This window comes from Oscillibacter valericigenes (assembly GCF_016902445.1).
Taxonomy (GTDB): Bacteria; Bacillota; Clostridia; order Oscillospirales; family Oscillospiraceae; genus Oscillibacter; species Oscillibacter avistercoris.
On sequence record NZ_JACSNX010000010.1, the window covers coordinates 21,248 to 40,065 of the forward strand.

Here is an 18,818-nt window from a genome sequence, read left to right on the forward strand (position 1 = left end):
TGGCAGTCCCTCCTCACGAAATATCCGCCATCTCCAAATACTTGTACCCGTTCTCCGCAATATGGTCCTTCCGGCCCTGGAGGTTGTCCCCCAGCAGCAGGTCGAACACCGCCGCCGTCCGCTCCACGTCCGCCGGCATCACCCGGATCAGCCGCCGGGTCTCCGGGTTCATGGTGGTCAGCCACATCATGTCCGGCTCATTCTCGCCCAGGCCCTTGGACCGGTCGATCTTGAACTTCTTCCCCTCCAGGGATTTCACGATGTCGTTCTTCTCCTTGTCGGAGTAGGCGAACCAGGTTTTGTCGCCGCTGTTGATCTCGAACAGGGGCGTCTCGGCGATATACACATACCCCTCTCGGATCAGGGTGGGGGTCAGCCGGTACAGCATGGTCAGGATCAGCGTCCGGATCTGGAAGCCGTCCACGTCGCCGTCGGTGCAGATGACCACCTTGCTCCACCGCAGGTTGTTCAGGTCAAAGGGGGCCACGTTTTTCACATGCTTGTTCTGGACCTCCACGCCGCAGCCCAGGACCTTGATGAGGTCCGTGATGATCTCGCTCTTGAAGATGCGGGCGTAGTCCGCCTTCAGGCAGTTCAGGATCTTGCCCCGCACCGGCATGATGCCCTGGTACTCGGCGTCCCGCGCCTGCTTCACGCTGCCCAGGGCGCTGTCGCCCTCCACAATGTAGATCTCCCGCCGGTCCACGTCCTTGGTGCGGCAGTCCACGAACTTCTGCACCCGGTTGGCGATGTCCACGGTGCCGGAGAGCTTCTTCTTCACGTTCAGGCGGGTCTCCTCCGCCTTCTCCCGGCTGCGCTTGTTCAGCAGCACCTGCTCGCCGATCTTCTCCGCGTCAAAGGGGTTTTCGATGAAGTAGATCTCCAGATTGCTGCGGAGGAACTCCGTCATGGCCTCCTGGACGAACTTGTTGGTGATGGCCTTCTTCGTCTGGTTCTCGTAGCTGGTCTGGGTGGAGAAGTTGTTGGACACCAGCACCAGGCAGTCCTCGATGTCCGCCCAGGTGATCTTGCTCTCGTTCTTCTGGTACTTCCCCTGGTCCCGCAGGTACTTGTCGACGGCGGAGACAAAGGCGGACTTGGCCGCCTTCTCCGGAGAGCCGCCGTGCTCCAGCCAGGAGGAGTTGTGGTAGTGCTCGATGACGTTCACCTTATTGGAAAAGCAGCAGGCCACGCTGAGCTTCACCTTGTACTCCGGCTTGTCCGCCCGGTCCCGGCCCTTCTTCTCCGTCTGCCAGAACACCGGGGCTGTCAGGCTCCCCTCGCCGGCCAGCTCCGTCACATAGTCCATGATGCCGTTCTCGTAGAGGAACTCCGTCTCCTCGAACCGGCCGGGCTCCGTCTCGTTCCGGAACCGGAAGGTGACGCCGGCGTTCACCACCGCCTGGCGCTTCATCACGTCGGTGAAGTACTCCGCCGGGATGGCGATGTCGGTGAACACGTCCAGGTCCGGCAGCCAGCGGGTCCGGGTGCCGGTCTTTTTGGCCTGGGACTTGGGCAGGGGCGTCTTGCCCAGCTCCCCCGCGATCTCGCCCCGCTCGAAGTGGAGGGCGTACTCGAACCCGTCCCTCCAGACGGTGACGTCCATGTACCGGGAGGCGTACTGGGTGGCGCAGGCGCCCAGGCCGTTGAGGCCCAGAGAGTACTCGTAGTTGTCGCCGTCGCCGCTGCCGTACTTGCCGCCGGCGTACAGCTCGCAGTACACCAGCTCCCAGTTGTACCGCTGCTCCTTCTCGTTCCAGTCCACCGGGCAGCCCCGGCCCGCGTCCTCCACCTGGATGGACCGGTCCTGGAATCGGGTGACGGTGATCACCCTGCCGTGGCCCTCCCGGGCCTCGTCGATGGAGTTGGAGAGGATCTCGAACACCGCGTGCTCGCAGCCCTCCAGCCCGTCGGAGCCGAAAATGACACCGGGCCGCTTCCGGACCCGGTCCGCGCCTTTTAATGCTGAAATGCTCTCATTGCCGTAATCCTGCTTCTTGGTTGCCATCTGTTCCTCCGTCAAGGCGGTAAACCGCCGGGTTCTCAAAGAAAGGGCGCATATCCGCCCCCGCATGCGGACAGGCTATCACCGCAGCCTCCGGGCCGCGGTGCCGCCGGAAATGTCCCGGATCCCCGTCCGTTCTGCGGATATTGTACCATATCCGGCCATCGGGTTCAAGGGGCCGCCAAAAAGCCGCCCGCTTCTTCCCTTTTCTCCCACTTTACAGAAATTTCACAAAAATGTTGTTGCGTAAAATTTCCCATAACCAGACCGTCACCCGCCTGAAAGTCCCCGCCCCATGGGTTTTGCACATTCTCCACAGAGTTTTCCACACCGTTATGTCAACTCCGTAATTCCGCAAAAAATACGCCCCCTGTCCGGCGCCCGCGCTCCGGCCGGTTTTCCTCCCGTTTTCCTCGGAATTGTTGCATTTGCCATATATAAAAATATTCGGATATGCTAATTTAACATCAGAAATCCTCTCCTGCAGGAGGCGGCGTCCCCAGCGGGATCCGTCATCTGCCCATTCCTTCCAATCTGTCGAAAAAAGGAGTTTTATCATGAAGTTCTATATCTGCAGACACTGCGGCAATGTCATCACCAAGCTCACCTCCGCTCAGGTCCCCGTCAAGTGCTGCGGCGAGGAGATGCAGCTGCTGGAGGCCGGCGTCACCGATGCCGCCCAGGAGAAGCACGTGCCCGCCGTCACCGTGGAGGGCAGCCTCGTGAAGGTGAACGTGGGCTCCGTCACCCACCCCATGACCGCCGAACACTTCATCCAGTGGGTGGTGGTGGAGACGGACCGGGAGGCCCTGATCCACTGGTTCCACCCCGACGAGGCGCCGGAGGCGGTGTTCGCCCTGGCGGAGGGCCAGACCGCCAAGGCCGTCTACGCCTACTGCAACCTCCACGGCCTGTGGAAGCAGGACCTGTAAGCAGTCTTCACCCCGCAAAGACGCCCGGCACCACATGGTGCCGGGCGTCTTGTTTTCTGAGCGGACGGCTGTTTTACCCGTTCAGCAAATTGGTCATGCTCCGCAGGCTGACACCCAGGGTGGACAGGTTGTGGAGCATGGCGGAGGCGGCAGGAGCCAGCGCCCCGGCAGCCCCCAGGGCGATGAGGGTGCCGTTGAAGCCGATGACAAAGCGGTAGTTGGCGTCGATCCGCCGCGATGGTGACGTCGGCGATCTCCCGGGCGATGGCGGCGCCGTCGCTGACGGCGATGCCCACGCTGGCGGCGGACAGGGCCGGGGAGTCGTTGATGCCGTCCCCCGGCATGATGACGGTGTGGCCTTTGGCCCGCCCCGGCAGAACAGCAGCTCCAGCCGGCCCCGGCCGGGCGGCGGCGCGGCACAGCTGCCGCCTGCCGGAAGGACGGCGGCACAGAGCGCCAGCCCCGGGGCGGGGGCCGCCATCCGGACCCCGGCAGCGCTCTGCGGCGGCCCTCATCCCAGCAGCTGCAGGACCACGCCGTAGACCACCGAGGCCACGGTGCCGAACACGATCACAGGCCCGGCGATCAGGAACATCTTCGCCGCCATGCCGGTGACAAAGCCCTCGCTGCGGAAGTCGATGGCCGGGGACACCACGGCGTTGGCAAACCCCGTGATGGGCACCAGCGTCCCGGCGCCGCCGAACCGGGCCAGCTTGTTGTAGAGGTTCAGCCCCGTCAGCAGGGCGGACAGAAACACCAGGGTGCAGGAGGTGGCGGTGCCCGCCTGCTGCTCCGTCAGACCGGCGGCGGTCCAGCCGTTCAGGATCAGCTGGCCTGCCGCGCAGATGGCCCCGCCCACCCCAAAGGCCAGGGCGGTGTTTTTCAGCAGCGGCGATTTTTTCGCCTTCCGCTTCACATACTGCTGATACTCCTGGGGCGTCATATCCATAACGATCCTCCCTTTCAGGCTGTTTTCCATAGGGTCCCCGCTCCATGAAAAAGTATGCGCCCTTGCAAAGCGGGGCGGAAGGGAGTACACTGGTGTCCAATGACCTGTGTGTTTGGAGGAATTCTCATGAAACCCACTCCGGCCCCGCTGGGCCTGTATCTCCACATCCCCTTCTGCAGGAGCAAGTGCGTCTACTGCGACTTCTACTCCCTGCCCCGGTCCGAGGACCGGATGGATGCGTATGCCGATGCCCTCTGCGCCCATCTGACGGAGACCGCCCCCTTCGCCGCCAACCATCTGGTGGACACGGTGTACTTCGGCGGCGGCACGCCCAGCTATCTGGGGGCCAAGCGGCTGGCAAAGATCCTGAAAGTCATCCTGAAAAAGTTCAGGGTGGCCAAGGACGCCGAGATCACCCTGGAGGCCAACCCGGACTCCGCCGGGGACTGGAAGGCGCTGCGGACCCTGCGCAAATGCGGCTTCAACCGCATCTCCCTGGGGATGCAGTCCGCCGACGACACCGAGCTGGCAGAGATCGGCCGGGTCCACACCATGGCCCAGGTGTCCGCCGCCGTGGAGGCCGCCCGCAAGGCCAAATTCCAGAATCTGTCCCTGGACCTGATCTACGGCCTGCCCCATCAGATCCTGGAGGGCTGGCAGAAGACCCTCTCCGCCGCCGCGGACCTGGAGCCGGAGCACCTGTCCTGCTACGGGCTGAAGGTGGAGGCAGGCACGCCCCTCTTCGACCGGAAGGACACCGCCGGCCTGCCCGGGGACGAGGCCCAGGCGGACATGTACCTGTACGCAGTGGAATTTCTGAAGGCCCAGGGCTATGAGCAGTACGAGATCTCCAACTTCGCCAGGCCCGGCTTCGCCTCCCGCCACAACCTGAAGTACTGGACCCTGGGGGAGTACGCCGGGTTCGGCCCCGGCGCCCACTCGGACTTCGGCGGCGTCCGGTACGCCTACACCCGGGACCTGGAGGCCTACATCCGGGGCGTGCGGGACCATGCGCCCATGCTGTCGGAAAGCGAGCGCATCCCGCCCCTGGACCGGGACACGGAGTGGATCATGCTGGGTCTGCGGACCACGGCGGGGCTGGACCCCAAGGTGTTCGAAAACCGCTTCCGCCGGCGCTTTGCCTGCTTCCTGCCCTTCCTTCGCCAGTGCGCCGGGGCCGGCTACGCCGTGGAGGAGGACGGCTGCTGGCGCCTGACGCCCCGGGGCTTTCTGGTGTCCAACCAGATCATCGGCGGAATGCTGGACGCCCTGGCCGCCGACAAGCAGCGCCGGGCAGAGGCCGCCGCCCGGGGAGACTTCCGGGTCCATCTGGACTGAGGCGGCAGTCTGCCTGCGGAAAGCAGGGGCCCGGCAGAGAGATCCGTCTCTGCCGGGCCCCGCTCTTCAGTTTTTCCGGACCCGGATGGCGTTCACCGGGCAGCCGTTGGCGGCATTGAAGGCCCCCGTCTCCTCCGCCGCCGTCCGGGGCTGGGCCTGCACCACAGACACCCGCCCCTCGATTTGGAATACCGCCGGCACCGCCGCCGCGCACATCCCGCAGCCGATGCACCGGGACGCGTCCACACTGACCATCATGCGCTCCCTCCTCTTTTCCGCGGGCTGTGCCCGCTCCTGTTGGATCTTGCCCCTATTGTAATCCTTTTTTCCGCGCTCTCCAAGTCTTTTCTGCGGGGCCGGAACTTTTCCGCCGGGAAAATCGTCTTGTTAAAAGGGCGCAGGCGCGCCCTGTCAGATTTTGTCACCGCTTTGGGATTTACTTTTCCGGCGGTCTATGCTATGCTGGAAGAGATTATGTAGACCACTTCGGCCGCTTATGGAGGTATGACATGAAAACGTTCCTGCGCAAGACCCTGTCCCTGTTTCTGGCATTCACGCTCCTCTGCTCGCTGGGCCTCTCCGCCGCCGCTTCCGATGCGCTGGGGGAGGATCTGACCTCCGAGAACACGCTTCTGAACCAGAAGACCCAGCTCTCCACCAACGTGTTCTGGAGCACGGCCTACTCCGATCTGCGGACGGAGAACGTCATCACCTACGAGCCCAACGAGGACGTGACTCCCATCGTCACCTACGGCGGGTCCCTGACGGCCCGCACCACGGTCACTGCCGCGGCCCGGGCGCTGGAGGCCCAGGGCTACCGGGTGGTGGCCGGCATCAACGGCGACTTCTTCAACACCTCCAACGGCCTGCCCATCGGCCTTCTGGTGTCCGACGGGAAGCTGCTCAGCAGCGACGGCGGCTACTACGCCATCGGCTTCCGGGACGACGGCTCCGCCGTCATCGGCAAGCCCTCCCTCTCCGTCAGCGCCGATCTGGGCTATGCGCTGGCGGACAGCACCGGCTATACCGCAGAGGTCGTCCGTACCATCGCCGGCGTCAACAAGGCCCGGGTCTCCACCGGCGGCATCTACCTCTATACATACGACTTCAACGACCGGCACACCACCGGGAACACCGAGGCCGGCGTGGACGTGCTGTGCACCATCGTGGACGGCGCCCTCTCCATCGGAGAGACCGCCACGCTGCGGGTGGACCAGGTCATCGAGGCCACCTCTGCCACCTCCATCGGCCCGGACCAGGTGGTCCTCTCCGCCAACAGCCTCTCCAGCACCTATTACACGGACGCCCTGCGGAACGTTCCGGTGGGCAATGAGATCACCCTGACCATCACGGCCGGGAACGAGGACTGGAACGACGTGGTGTACGCCGTGGGCGCCCTGTACTCCCTGGTACAGGACGGCGCCGTGGTCTCCGGACTGCCCTCCGGCACCAACCCCCGCACGGCCGTGGGCGTCACCGCCGACGGCAGCGTGGTGTTCTACACCATTGACGGCCGCCGCTCCGGCCACTCCATCGGCGCCAGCCTGACCCAGGTGGCCCAGCGGATGATCGAGCTGGGCTGCGTGGCCGCCATCGGCCTGGACGGCGGCGGCTCCACCACCATTACGGTCACCCAGCCCGACGACACCACCGCCGCCACCATCAACCGCCCCTCCGACGGCAGCGAGCGGGCGGTGACCAACCACCTGTTCCTGGTGGCCAGCAATGAGCCCACCGGCCGTCTGGACCACTTCTACGTCCAGGCGGACAACGCCTACGTCCTGGCCGGCAGCAAGGTGGAGATCTCCGCCGCCGCCGTGGACACCAACTTCATCCCCATGGAGGACGAGGACTACGACCTGGACGCCTCCGACGGTGAGCTGGACGGCAACATCCTCACCACCCCCAGAGAGGGCGGCGAGATCACCGTCACCGCCTCCAGCGGCCGCAGAGAGGGCTCCACCACCGTCTACGCCATTGCCGATCCCACGGACATCGCCATCCGGAATGCCAGCGGCACCGTGGTCACCTCCCTGAACACCACCCTGGGCGCATCCACCCAGCTCACCGCCACCGCCGCCTGGAACCACATCTCCCTGAAGGCGGACGCCGAGGCCTTCACCTGGGAGGTGTCCGGCAGCATCGGCACCATCGATGAGACCGGGAAGTTCACCGCCTCCGCTCCCGGCACCGGCACCATCACCGTGTCCGCCGGCGGGCAGCGGATCTCCATCCCCGTCACGGTCTCCGGCACGGTGTCCTCCGGCGGCGTCATGGCGGTGGAGGACTTCGAGGGCTCCACCACCATCTTCCGGGGCACCGGCAGCAACATGGACTTCAGCCTGAACCACAGCGCCGACACGGTGCGGATGGGCAGCGGCTCTGCCAAGGTGGACTACACCCTGACAGAGACCGGAGCCTCCCAGGGTTCTTATACCTCTGAATGGCGGGCCTCCAACAGTACCGACATCGATCTCAATACCTACACCGCCCTCCACATGTGGGTCTACGGCGACGGTTCCGGCAACCAGCTCTATCTGTTGTACAGCAATGGCACCAAGGGCTATCTGGGACAGCTTGTCACCACGCTGGACTTCACCGGCTGGAAACAGGTGACGGTCTCCCTCACTTCGGAATACTTTGAGATCCAGGGCCTTTTGGTCCAGGCCCCCGCTACTTGGACTGAGACCGGCACCGTGTATGCCGACACGCCCCGCACCGGAACCATCTACATCGATCAGATCACCGCCACCGCGTCCGGCACGCCGGACACCGCCGTGCCGGAGATCACGCTGACCGCCGGCGGCGACACGCTGACGGCCACCGTCGCCGACGCCGTGGACGGCATCCTGCCCCAGTCCAGCATCTCCGTCACCTGGGACGGGGCGGACCAGACCTTCACCTACGACTCTGACACCGGTGCCCTCAGCACCACCCTGATCTCCGACGGACGGCCTCACCGCATCACGGTCACTGCCCGGGACGCCTCCGGCAACATCGGCCGGGCCTCCTACGACGTGCCCACCAGCGCCGACTGGGTCCCCTCCTTTACGGACACCCAGGACTACTGGGCGGCCTCCTATGTGGACTTCCTGTACAACGCCGGCATCACCACCGGCTATGACGACGGCACCTTCCGGCCCAACGACAACATCTCCCGCCAGCAGTTCGCCGTGATGCTGTTCCGCTATCTGGGGCTGGACGGCAGCCAGTATGAGAGCGTGACGCTGCCCTTTGCGGACACCGCCTCCATCGGCAGCTACGCCCTGACGGCGGTGAAGGCCCTGTACACGGAGGGTATCATCAGCGGCACCACCGGCAGTGACGGAAAGCTGTACTTCAATCCCGGCGGGTCCCTGACCCGTGCCCAGGCCGCCGCCATGATCGGCCGGACCCAGGACAAGGGCTACGCCACCGTGGAGCTGACCTTCTCCGACGCGGCCTCCATCCCCTCCTACGCCACCTTCTATATCCAGACCATGGCGGCCCAGGGGGTCATCAGCGGCTATGCCGACGGCACCTTCAAGCCCGGCTCCAACATCACCCGGGGCCAGATGGCCAAGATCCTCTACACCCTCATGTAACAGCCCTGCAAAAGTCCGGCGCGGATGCGCCGGACTTTTTTGTGGGTTTTTCCGTTGACGGGGCCGGGGAAAAGTTGTAAAGTAAATGTATCACACAGCCCTTCCGCGGCAGGAGGGCCGGCAGTTTTCTGCTGTTCCGGCGCCGGACCGGCGCACATGTCAGGGGGGATCCGCCGCCGGGCCGCTGGCGCGGCCCCTTCCAAATCCGGAATACAGATCCGCCCATCTGACATTCTGCCCCGGCGGGGCGGGATGTCTTATTTTGTCAGGAGGGGATCGGATGGCCCTGCGGCGCGCTGCCCATCTGGATACGATGTACCAGGAGCTGCCGCTCCCGGACCGCTTTCAGGCGGCCAGGGACGACGGCTTTGACGCCGTGGAGCTCTGGAGCTGGGAGGACCGGGATCTGGCGGCAGTGCGGGCCGCGGCGGACCGGGCGGGCATCTCCATCTGCTGCTGCGACGGAGACGGCCCCGTCTCCCTCATCGACCCGGACCGGCGGGAGGCGTATCTCGGGTACCTCCGCCGCTCACTGGCGGCCGCCTGCCTCCTGGGCGTCCCCGGCGTCACCATCCACTCCAACGGCCTGGGGCCGGACGGCGGTGTGCTGGACCCCCGGGACGACCTCTCCCACACCGTGAAGCTCTGCGCGCTGTACGACGGTCTGCGGGCCTCCGCCGCCCTGGCGGAGCAGGCGGGCGTCGACCTGTACCTGGAGCCCCTGAACGTCACCACGGACCATCCGGGCAACTTCCTGCGGGATACCCGGACCGCGGCGGAGCTGGTGCGGCTGGTGGGCTCCCCCCGGCTGCGGGTGCTGTTCGACCTCTACCACATGCAGCTGAGCGAGGGGCACCTCTGCGACACCATCCGGCAGTATGCCGACACCTTCGGCCACGTCCACGCGGCGGACGCCCCCGGCCGCCACGAGCCCGGCACCGGGGAGATCGCCTTCCCCCGGGTGTATCAGGCACTGGAGCAGGCCGGCTACACAGGCTTTGTCAGCTATGAGCTCTTTCCCGCCCGCTCCACGGCGGAGGCGGTGGCGGCCATCCGGGCCTCCGGCTGACCGGACTCACATTTTCAAAGAAAGGAAGGGCCCCGTATATGCGGTCTCTCAAGACATATCTCCCCCGGTACCTCTGGTTCCTGGCCGGCGTGCTGATCAACTCCTTCGGCGTGGCGCTGATCACCCGGGCCGCTCTGGGGACCTCTCCCATCTCCAGCCTGCCCTATGTGCTCAGCTTCCGTTTCCCGGTGACGCTGGGGCAGTTCACCTTTGCCATGAATCTGTTCTTCATCCTGGGACAGGTCCTGCTGCTGCGGCGGGATTTCCAGCCCATCCAGCTGCTCCAGGTCGCCGTGAACGCGGTGTTCAGCGCCTTTATCGACGTGAGCATGGGGCTGCTCTCCTGGCTGGAGATCTCCTCTCTTCCCATGGCGGTGCTGGTCCTGGCCCTGGGCTGCGCCGTGCTGGCCTTCGGCATCAGCGTGGAGGTGGCGCCCCGGGTGCTGATGGTCCCCGGCGAGGGCATCGTCCAGGCCATCGCCGCCGTCACCGGCTGGCGCTTCGGCAATGTGAAGGTGGGCTTTGACGCCGCGCTGGTGGCCACGGCCCTGGTGCTGTCCCTGCTGTTCTTCCACAGGCTCCAGGGGCTGGGGGCGGGGACCATCCTCTCCGCCCTGGCGGTGGGCCGGTTCGTGAATCTGTACAACCGCAGGCTGCCGCTGATCTCCCGGATCTCTGCCCTGGCATCCTGAGATGCGAAAATGAGTGTTGCACTCGTGCAATTTTTATGGTATATTAGCAGATAAGTAAGTTGGCCTGCCGGCCAGGAAGGATCTGTGAACCCGCGTGGACGAACCTCCGTTGCCCACCCATACATATTATCAGAGCGTCTTTGGAAGGACAGTCTGCCCCTGTCAGGGGTGAGGCTGCCCTTTTCGTGTTTTGGTCCCTTTTTCTGCGTATTTTTTTGAGGAGTGATGATTTCCCCTATGGACAGTTCCACAATATCCATGATCGCGGCCATCGTTGTTCTGGTGACCATGTCAGCCTATTTCTCCGCCACGGAAACCGCCTTTTCCAGCATGAACAAGATCCGGATGAAGAGCCGGGCCGATGCCGGCGACAGGCACGCCCTCCTGGCCATGAAGCTGTCGGAGGACTATGACCGGCTGATCTCCACCATTCTCATCGGCAACAACATCGTGAACATCTCCGCCTCCACCGTGGGCACGGTGCTGTTCACCAAGCTGTACGCGGCCTACGGCCCCACCATCTCCACGGTGGTGCTGACGCTGGTGGTGCTGATCTTCGGCGAGATCTCCCCCAAGAGCCTGGCCAAGGAGCACGCGGAGGGCTTCGCCATGTTCTCCGCCCCCATTTTGCGGGTGCTGCTGGTGATCCTGCGGCCGCTGAACTTCCTGTTCTCCCAGTGGAAGCGGCTGCTGAACCTGATCTTCCGCCCCTCGGAGGACCCGGGCATCACGGAGGAGGAGCTGATCACCATGGTCTCCGAGGCGGAGAACGAGGGCGGCCTGGACCAGCATGAGAGCCAGCTGATCCGCTCCGCCATCGAGTTCGGCGATCTGGAGGCTGGGGACATCCTGACGCCCCGGGTGGACATCGTGGCGGTGGAGGACTCCGCCACCATGGAGGAGATTGCCGCCACCTTCGCGGAGAGCGGCTATTCCCGCCTGCCGGTGTACCACAAGGACGTGGACGACATTGTGGGCGTGATCCATGAGAAGGACTTCAACGCCGCCCGCTACCGGGGGCAGACGGACATCTCCGGCTGCATCACGCCGGTCCATTACACCACCGCCAACGCGGAGCTGGGGGCGCTGCTGCGGACGCTGCAGAAGAAAAAGACCCACATGGCCATCGTGGTGGACGAGTACGGCGGCACCGAGGGCCTGCTGACCATGGAGGACATCCTGGAGGAGCTGGTGGGCGAGATCTGGGATGAGCACGACGAGGTGGTGGAGTCCTTCCGCAAGCAGGCGGACGGCAGCTTCCTGGTGTCCGCCGGGGCGGATCTCACCGATCTGTACGATCTGTTCTCCATCAAGGGGGACTGCGACGCCAGCACCGTCTCCGGCTGGGTCATCGACCAGCTGGGCCGCCTGCCCCAGGCCGGGGACCGGTTCCAGGCGGAGGGCCTGGACGTCACCGTCACCCGTGTGGACCACCGCCGGGTGCTGGAGGTCCGGGTGGCTGTGGCCGCAAAGGAGCCGGAGCCTGCCGAGGCCGGAGCTGAACACTGATCCTCCGCCGCCCTGCCGGTGCATCGCCGGCGGGCGGCGGAGCTTTCTCACAAGGAGGTTTCATGTACGTCTATACCCTGGGCCAGTGGCTGCTGTTCTTCTTTCTCTACTGCTTTCTGGGCTGGGTGTGGGAGTCCTGCTACGTCTCCGCCAGGCAGCGCCGGTGGGTGAACCGGGGCTTCCTCCACGGCCCGTTGCTGCCCATCTACGGCTTCGGCGCCGTCATCATCCTGTGGGCCACTCTGCCGGTGCGGGGCAGCCTGCCCCTCATCTTTCTGCTGGGGATGCTGGCCGCCACGGCGCTGGAGTATGTCACCGGCGCCGCCATGGAGGCCCTGTTCAAGGTCCGGTACTGGGACTACTCCGGCAAGCCCTTCAACCTGAACGGCCACATCTGCCTCACCTGCTCTCTGGCCTGGGGGGCCTTCTCCGTCCTGCTGGTAAAGGTCCTCCACCCGCCCTTTGAGGATCTGGTGCTGCGGCTGCCCGCCTTCCTGGCGGACGCCCTGGCCTGTGTGCTGACGGTCTATTTCACCGCAGACACCGTCCGGTCCTTCCAGGCCGCCATGGACCTGCGGGAGATCCTCACCCGGCTTACGGAGGAGAATGAGGACCTGCGCCGCCTTGCCAAGCGGGCAGAGGTGATCTCCGCCTTTGCGGAGGAGGACCTGCGCCGCTTCCGGGAGAAGACGGAGGTAGAGCGGCTGCTGCGGCAGGAGCGCTGGGAGGATACGCTCCAGCAGCTCCGGGATGCCCGCATCAAGCGGGCCCGGCGGCGCCAGCTGCTGCTGGAGGAGTCCCTCCGCCGCCGGACCACTGCCAAGCTGAAGGCCCTGGACAATATCCGGGAGGCCCTGGAAGCCTACCGGGACCGCCTGGAGACAGCCAGGGACCTGACCGGAGAGGCCCTGGAAGCCCGTATGGCGGAGGTCCAGCAGCTGCTGGAGCAGCTCCGGGACCGGGAGGCCGTCATCCGCGCCCGCACGGCCAGGCGGTACCGTCAGTCCCTGCGGATCCTGCGGGGCAATCCCTCCGCCACCGCCAAGGCCTTTTCCGAGGCGCTGGAATCCCTGCGGAAGCTGGGCGACCGCCGGGAGGACGGCAAGTAAGCGCACAGCGGCACAGCCTTTCGGCTGTGCCGCTGTCTGTCTGCTGTCAGGAGGGCAGAGGGGCCTTCCCCTCCCCGGCGGGCGGGGAGGGCGGAAAATTCAGGATCCGGCGGATGGCCAGCGCATACACGGCGATGCTGACGACGGGGCCCAGAATGTCGGAGATGGGCTCGGCGTAAAAGGTGGCCCGGGCGCCGAAGGCCGCCGGCAGGGCGAACAGGGCGATAAAGTACACCGCCTTCCGGAAGGCGGACAGGGGCAGGGCCAGCTGCACCTTCCCCATGCCGGTGAACCCGTCCACAATGGCGTACTGCAGCCCCAGGGGGATCAGGGCCAGGGTGCAGATGTGGATGGCGTCCAGGGCCTCCGCCGCCAGCGCCGGCTCCGTGGTGAAGAGCCGCACGAACAGCGCGCCCCCCAGTCGGGCCGCCAGGAACAGCAGCGTCACATAGACCGCGCACAGCCCGGCGATGAAGGCCTGGGCCTTCAGGATGCGGTCCCGCCGCCGGGCGCCGTAGTTGTAGGCCAGGATGGTGCCGGTGCCGGCGGAGATGCCGCCCAGGGGCATGGTCACCACCAGCATGAAGCTCTGGGCGATGGTGGCGCAGGTCACCAGCCGGTCCCCCAGCTCCGCCCCGCCGTAGGACTGGAGGATGGCGTTCATGGAGATGATCATGATATTGTCCACGCCGATGATGAGGAAGGGCGTCATGCCCACCGCCAGGATGCGGAGCATCAGCCGCCCGTCATACCCGCCGAAGGTGACGGCGACGGGCACGGACTTGCTGAAGAGGAACCGCAGCACATACAGGCAGCTGGCCAGCTGGGAGAGCACCGTGGCCACAGCGGCCCCGGCCACCCCCATGTCGAAGCCGAAGATGAACACCGGGTCCAGAATGATGTTCAGCGCCGCCCCCAGCATGACGGAGATCATGCCCTTCCGGGCGTAGCCCTGGCAGATGATGAACTGGTTCAGCCCCAGGGCCAGCAGGTTGAACACCGTGCCGCAGAGGTAGACGGTGAAGTACGTATTGGCATAGCCGTAGGTGGCGCCGCTGGCGCCGAAGGCCATCAGCATGGGCTGCCGCAGGGGAAAGACCACCGCCATCAGGGCCACGGAGCAGACACACAGCATCAAAAAGCTGTTGGAGAGGATCTTCCGGGCCTCCTCCGTCTTGCCGGCCCCCATGCGGATGCTCATGAGGGGCGCGCCCCCCACGCCGATGAGGGAGGCAAAGGCGCCGATCAGCGTCACCACCGGGCCGCAGACTCCCACCCCCGCCAGGGCGGTCTCCCCGATCACCGGGATGTTGCTGATGTAGATGCGGTCCACGATGCTGTACAGCACGCTGACGAACTGGGCCAGCATGCTGGGGATGGCGATCCGCAGCACCAGGGGCCGGATGGGATCCGTGCCCAGATTGTTCTCCAGCTTCATAACAGGTCTCTCCTGAAACACACAAAAATCGGGCTGCCCGCATCGGACAGCCCTCTCATTATAATACAAGATTTTCAGTTTGCAACCCCGGATTCGCCCCGGAGAAGGTTGGCCAGCTCACGGCTCAGTGCCTCCGCCGTGCCGTTCCCGAAGTAGTCCAGCCGGACGATCCTGCCGTTCAGCCAAATTTTCCCGGTGCCGCTGTAGACATCAAACTCCCGCTCCGTGTCCTGGGGATCATACAGCGTCACGCTCAGGCTGCCGATGCCGGAGATGCCGGTCTCCCCCGTCAGGGTGTCCCAGCAGGGGTGCCAGGTGTAGCCGTCCAGCAGGGCCAGCACCGCCAGGGCCTGTTCGCTGCCCGCCGGGAGGGTGTACCGCTCCATGTCCATGGTGGGCCGGTTGTAGAAGTTCCCCTCGTCCCGGACTTCCTCCCAGCCGGTAGTGACAATGGAGGCGCTGATCTCCCGCCCCTCCAGACCCAGGGTGCCGGTGAGAGACCGGGGCCACAGCATCCAGAGGGCGAAGGCCAAAACAGCCGCCGCCAGCAGGATCAAAATCCCGTTTCGGAGTTTTCGAGCCATGAAAGCACCGCTCCCTTCCCGCAGTTACCCTCAGAATACCACAGGCAAAGGGCAGCTTCCATCAAATCCGTGTAAAATTTCCAGGCTTTACAGCCCCCGCAGGTCAAAGTCCGGGGTGTACTCCTCTTTGGCCGACGTCCGTTCCTGGGTGTAGCCGTCGGTGATGCCGCAGTTTTCCATGTACGCCACCGCCGCCCGGTACTCCGCCTTCGTCACGTGGCGGGCCATGCTGCCCACGGCCCCCGGCTGGGGGGTGTACTGGGCCATCAGGGAGAACAGCACCTCCCCGGGGCGGAAGGTCTCCGCCACCCAGTCGATGACCCGTCGGGTGTTTTCCAGCTCCCCCGGCAGCAGCAGGTGGCGGATCAGCACGCCTTGCTTCAGCAGTCCATTCTCCATCCGGTACGGCCCTGTCTGGCGGAACATCTCCAAAATGGCCCGGCTGGCCCAGTCAAAGTAGTCCGCCGCGGCGGAGTACTTCCGGGCGGGCTCGGGGAGGGCGTACTTCAGGTCCGGCAGATACACCCGGACCTTCCCCTCCAGCCGCCGGAGGGTCTCCGGCTTCTCGTAGCCGCCGCAGTTCCACACCACCGGCACGGGCCACTCCTCGTCCCCCAGGGCCTCCAGAACGGCGTCGGTGAAGTGGGTGGGGGTCACCAGGTCCAGGCAGGCGGCGCCCTGATCGATCAGCTCGTGAAAGATCTCCCGCAGCCGCTCCACGGTCAGGGGCTTCCCCACGTCCCCCTGGGAGATGGGCTTGTTCTGGCAGAAGCAGCACCGGAGATTGCAGCCGGAGAAGAACACCGTCCCGGCCCCATGTTCCCCCACCAGGCAGGGCTCCTCCCACTGATGGAGCATGGCCCGGGCCGCCACGGGAAGGCTGGGCTGGCGGCACACGCCGCCCCCCTTCGTCTCCGTCCGCTCCGCGCCGCAGTCCCGGGGGCACAGGCGGCAGATCACAGCAGGTCCTCCGGGTGGAAGTCCGGGCCCAGGTCCCCGGCCATCCAGTGTCTGCGGCACAGGCCGATGTACTGGTCATTGGCCCCCAGCACCACCTGCTCGCCCTCCTTGAGGACCTTGCCGGTGTGGTCGAACCGGGCGTTGAAGGTGGCCTTCTTGCCGCACCAGCAGATGGTCTTGACCTCCTCGATCTTGTCGGCCATCACCAGCAGGGCCTCGCTGCCGGGGAACAGGTCCCCCTTGAAGTCCGCCCGCAGGCCGTAGCAGATGACGGGGATGCCCAGGTCATCCACCAGACCCACCAGGTACATGACCTCCTCCTTTGTCAGGAACTGGGCCTCGTCCACGATGACGCAGGCGTTCTGCTGCAGCTCCATGACGGAGAGCTGCTGCATCTCGTCAAAGTAGATGCAGGGGTAGGTGAGGCCGATGCGGGAGACCACCATGTGGTCCCCGTCCCGGGTGTCCAGCCGGGGCTTGACCAGCAGGGTTTTCTGCCCCCGCTCCTCGTAGTTGAACCGGGTCATCAGGGCGTTTGCGGTCTTGCTGGAGCCCATGGCCCCGTATTTGAAATAGAGCTGTGCCATTTGTCTGTTTTCTCCCTCTCTATGTATCTTCTGTCTCGTCTGTCCGGCAGTCTGCCGGCGCTGTCCGCTCTCCGCTGTTCTCCGCCGGGGGGATCTTCCACATGTTCCCGGGGGCCTCCAGCACCATCCGGCGGCAGGCACGGCAGAGCCAGGCCGTGCGGTGGGGTGTCATAAGGCCCCCTTCTGTGTCTACCCGGATGATATTGCCTCTCCCCGCTCCCAGCCAAAACTTCCTGGCAGTCGGAACGCCCCGGATCCAGAACACTCCCCGGGAACCGGAGAGATATCCCATTTCCATCTCCCGCCCGCACCAGGGGCAGGCCATGGGCGGGGGGCTTTGTGATCCCGCATCTCTTGACTGAAACGGTATCCTGCATGCGCTCCGGTCCTGTGTCTCGCCGTCAGGGGATACCGGAGGTTCCTCCTCCCGCCTGACCGGATCCCGCCGCTCCGGCGCATAGTCCCAGGGGTCCTCGCTTTTCTTCCAGAAGGGCATCACACATCCTCCTCGTCCTGCGTCCGCGCCCGGCGGACGTGGGCATCAAAGGTCTCTCCCGTCCGCCGGGGCAGAAAAGAGATGGGCGCCGGCGTCTCCCGGCCGTGGTAGTAGCACCACAGCCACCGCAGGCACCAGACCAGCTTGCGGATCAGCAGGGCCAGCAACAGCAGCCCCGCCAGATTGATGAGTTCCATGGTGCCTCACTTGTCCTTTTCGTCCTCGTCGTCCACGTCCTTGTAATCCACCGTGTACACGGGGCCGTGGAATTTGGGCTCCTGCCTGTCCTCGTCCCGATAGCGGGCAGAGGTCTTTTTCAGCCGCCGTGCCACCAGGATCACCGCCACGATCAGCAGGATGGGCACCGCGAACCGCAGCGCCAACAGCAAAAAGCTCCCCAGCAGCCGGAACAGCGTCAGGGGCAGGCCCACCAGCAAGCTCATTTGTCAGTCCTCCTTCCAGCCGCCCAGGCGGCGCTTTGCCTCCTCGGAATACCGGGCAAAAGCCGAGGGCACCGCCCGCTCTCCCAGCTCTTCGGCGCCGGCCCAGACAAAGTCCGCCGGACCGTCTCCGGCCACCTCCAGGGTGTAGCCGGTCATGTGCCACTCCACATGGGTGAAGATGTGCTTGGCGGTCAGGCGGCTCTCCCACTGTTTAGGCGTCAGCCCCCAGCTCTCCACCACGGCGGAGGCGGCAGCCTCGTCCAGAGTCCCCTCCGCATTGGGGAACTCCCACAGCCCCGCCAGCAGCCCGGTCTTGGGCCGCTTCCGCAGGGCCACCTGCCCCTGCCGCAGCAGCAGGAACACCGTCCGCTCCTCCACCCGGCGGGGCTTTTTGGCCCCCTTCACCGGCAGGTCCTCCGCCGTGCCCCGGAGACGGCCCAGGCAGAAGTCCCGGGCCGGGCACTCCAGACACCGGGGCGGGCCGTTGGGGGCGCAGACCGTGGCCCCCAGCTCCATGGTGGCCTGGTTGAAGACGCGGATGTCCTCCGCCGTCTCCGGCATGACGGCCTGGACCTGGGCCCGGACCGCCTTTTTGACCTTCGGGTCCGCGATGTCGTCATGGCAGTCCGTCAGCCGCATCACCACCCGCAGCACGTTGCCGTCCACCGCCGCCTCCCGCTGCCCGAAGGCGGCGGAGGCGATGGCGCCGGCAGTGTAGTCCCCGATGCCGGGCAGTTTCAGCAGTCCCGCATAGGTGTCCGGGAATCGGCCGCCCTGCTCCGCCACGATCCGGGCGGTCTTCTGCAGGTTCCGGGCCCGGCTGTAGTAGCCCAGGCCCTCCCACAGCTTCATCAGCCGCTCCTCCGGGGCGGCGGCCAAAGCCTCCACCGTGGGGAAGGCCGTGAGAAACCGGGCATAATACCCCAGCACCGCCGCCACCCGGGTCTGCTGCAGCATGATCTCCGACACCCAGATGCGGTAGGGGTCCCGGGTCCGCCGCCAGGGCAGGTCCCGGGCATTGGCCCGGTACCAGTCCAGCAGAGGCGCCGGCAGGCGCTGTAAGATGTTTTCAGTTGTCAAATTCTCCTGGGACATGGTATGATTGTACCAGATCCGCCAAACG

Annotated in this window: 18 protein-coding genes and 1 pseudogene; 7 read left to right on the forward strand and 12 right to left on the reverse strand. The window is 65.4% G+C overall.

Annotated elements, in window-relative coordinates; translation table 11 throughout:
* Positions 1-13: 13 nt before the first annotated feature.
* Positions 14-2,008 (reverse strand): DNA gyrase/topoisomerase IV subunit B, encoded by a 1,995-nt coding sequence (locus H9X91_RS08120; protein WP_204804176.1) that lies wholly within the window; start codon positions 2,006-2,008, stop codon positions 14-16.
* Positions 2,009-2,562: 554 nt separating this feature from the next.
* Here H9X91_RS08120 and H9X91_RS08125 point away from each other — a divergent pair.
* Positions 2,563-2,937, forward strand: coding sequence for a desulfoferrodoxin family protein (locus H9X91_RS08125; RefSeq protein WP_204804178.1), 375 nt, complete (start codon positions 2,563-2,565; stop codon positions 2,935-2,937).
* 73 nt (positions 2,938-3,010) lie between these two features.
* Here the strand turns inward: H9X91_RS08125 and H9X91_RS08130 are convergent.
* Positions 3,011-3,353: pseudogene (locus H9X91_RS08130) on the reverse strand (heavy metal translocating P-type ATPase); the annotation flags it as partial.
* Positions 3,354-3,448: 95 nt separating this feature from the next.
* Entirely contained in the window at positions 3,449-3,886 is a 438-nt protein-coding gene (spoVAC, locus tag H9X91_RS08135) for a stage V sporulation protein AC (protein WP_204804180.1), read from the reverse strand.
* A gap of 126 nt (positions 3,887-4,012) precedes the next feature.
* On the opposite strand from spoVAC, the gene hemW reads away from it, so the two are divergent.
* Complete coding sequence (gene hemW, locus H9X91_RS08140; RefSeq protein WP_204804182.1) at positions 4,013-5,224, forward strand: radical SAM family heme chaperone HemW; 1,212 nt, start codon at positions 4,013-4,015, stop codon at positions 5,222-5,224.
* A 66-nt stretch (positions 5,225-5,290) separates the two neighbouring features.
* Here the strand turns inward: hemW and H9X91_RS08145 are convergent, their stop codons facing one another.
* Positions 5,291-5,482 (reverse strand): ferredoxin, encoded by a 192-nt coding sequence (locus H9X91_RS08145; protein WP_204804184.1) that lies wholly within the window; start codon positions 5,480-5,482, stop codon positions 5,291-5,293.
* A gap of 251 nt (positions 5,483-5,733) precedes the next feature.
* Between H9X91_RS08145 and H9X91_RS08150 the strand changes: the two genes are divergently transcribed.
* The 5 genes from H9X91_RS08150 (at position 5,734) to H9X91_RS08170 (ending at position 13,187) form a co-directional block, all read left to right on the forward strand.
* The gene (locus tag H9X91_RS08150) at positions 5,734-8,808 is read left to right on the forward strand and encodes an S-layer homology domain-containing protein (RefSeq protein WP_204804185.1); all 3,075 of its coding nucleotides are present in this window, start codon (positions 5,734-5,736) and stop codon (positions 8,806-8,808) included.
* Positions 8,809-9,088: 280 nt separating this feature from the next.
* The gene (locus tag H9X91_RS08155; protein ID WP_204804186.1) at positions 9,089-9,877 is read left to right on the forward strand and encodes a TIM barrel protein; all 789 of its coding nucleotides are present in this window, start codon (positions 9,089-9,091) and stop codon (positions 9,875-9,877) included.
* A 38-nt stretch (positions 9,878-9,915) separates the two neighbouring features.
* Positions 9,916-10,569, forward strand: a complete 654-nt coding sequence (locus tag H9X91_RS08160) for a YczE/YyaS/YitT family protein (protein WP_204804187.1) — start codon at positions 9,916-9,918, stop codon at positions 10,567-10,569.
* Between the two features lie 237 nt (positions 10,570-10,806).
* On the forward strand, positions 10,807-12,078 hold the full coding sequence (locus H9X91_RS08165) for an HlyC/CorC family transporter (protein WP_204804188.1): 1,272 nt from the start codon (positions 10,807-10,809) through the stop codon (positions 12,076-12,078).
* Positions 12,079-12,140: 62 nt separating this feature from the next.
* Complete coding sequence (locus H9X91_RS08170) at positions 12,141-13,187, forward strand: putative ABC transporter permease (RefSeq protein WP_204804189.1); 1,047 nt, start codon at positions 12,141-12,143, stop codon at positions 13,185-13,187.
* A gap of 46 nt (positions 13,188-13,233) precedes the next feature.
* Here the strand turns inward: H9X91_RS08170 and H9X91_RS08175 are convergent, their stop codons facing one another.
* The 8 genes from H9X91_RS08175 to mutY form a co-directional block, all read right to left on the reverse strand.
* Positions 13,234-14,625 (reverse strand): MATE family efflux transporter, encoded by a 1,392-nt coding sequence (locus H9X91_RS08175; RefSeq protein WP_204804190.1) that lies wholly within the window; start codon positions 14,623-14,625, stop codon positions 13,234-13,236.
* Between the two features lie 74 nt (positions 14,626-14,699).
* Complete coding sequence (locus H9X91_RS08180) at positions 14,700-15,209, reverse strand: hypothetical protein (RefSeq protein ID WP_204804192.1); 510 nt, start codon at positions 15,207-15,209, stop codon at positions 14,700-14,702.
* 87 nt (positions 15,210-15,296) lie between these two features.
* A complete protein-coding gene (locus H9X91_RS08185; RefSeq protein WP_204804194.1) occupies positions 15,297-16,169 on the reverse strand; it encodes a radical SAM protein in 873 nt (290 codons plus the stop codon).
* Positions 16,166-16,756: a thymidine kinase gene (locus tag H9X91_RS08190; protein WP_204804196.1), complete on the reverse strand. Its 591-nt coding sequence runs from the start codon at positions 16,754-16,756 to the stop codon at positions 16,166-16,168. The genes H9X91_RS08185 and H9X91_RS08190 overlap by 4 nt, the downstream gene beginning before the upstream one ends.
* A gap of 19 nt (positions 16,757-16,775) precedes the next feature.
* The gene (locus tag H9X91_RS14705) at positions 16,776-17,252 is read right to left on the reverse strand and encodes a PF20097 family protein (RefSeq protein WP_338111959.1); all 477 of its coding nucleotides are present in this window, start codon (positions 17,250-17,252) and stop codon (positions 16,776-16,778) included.
* Positions 17,252-17,449, reverse strand: a complete 198-nt coding sequence (locus H9X91_RS08200; RefSeq protein WP_204804199.1) for a hypothetical protein — start codon at positions 17,447-17,449, stop codon at positions 17,252-17,254. The genes H9X91_RS14705 and H9X91_RS08200 overlap by 1 nt, the downstream gene beginning before the upstream one ends.
* A gap of 6 nt (positions 17,450-17,455) precedes the next feature.
* Positions 17,456-17,695 carry a hypothetical protein gene (locus tag H9X91_RS08205; RefSeq protein ID WP_204804200.1) on the reverse strand — a complete coding sequence of 80 codons (240 nt, stop codon included), beginning with the start codon at positions 17,693-17,695 and terminating at the stop codon, positions 17,456-17,458.
* 3 nt (positions 17,696-17,698) lie between these two features.
* Complete coding sequence (gene mutY, locus H9X91_RS08210) at positions 17,699-18,790, reverse strand: A/G-specific adenine glycosylase (protein ID WP_204804263.1); 1,092 nt, start codon at positions 18,788-18,790, stop codon at positions 17,699-17,701.
* Positions 18,791-18,818: the final 28 nt, after the last annotated feature.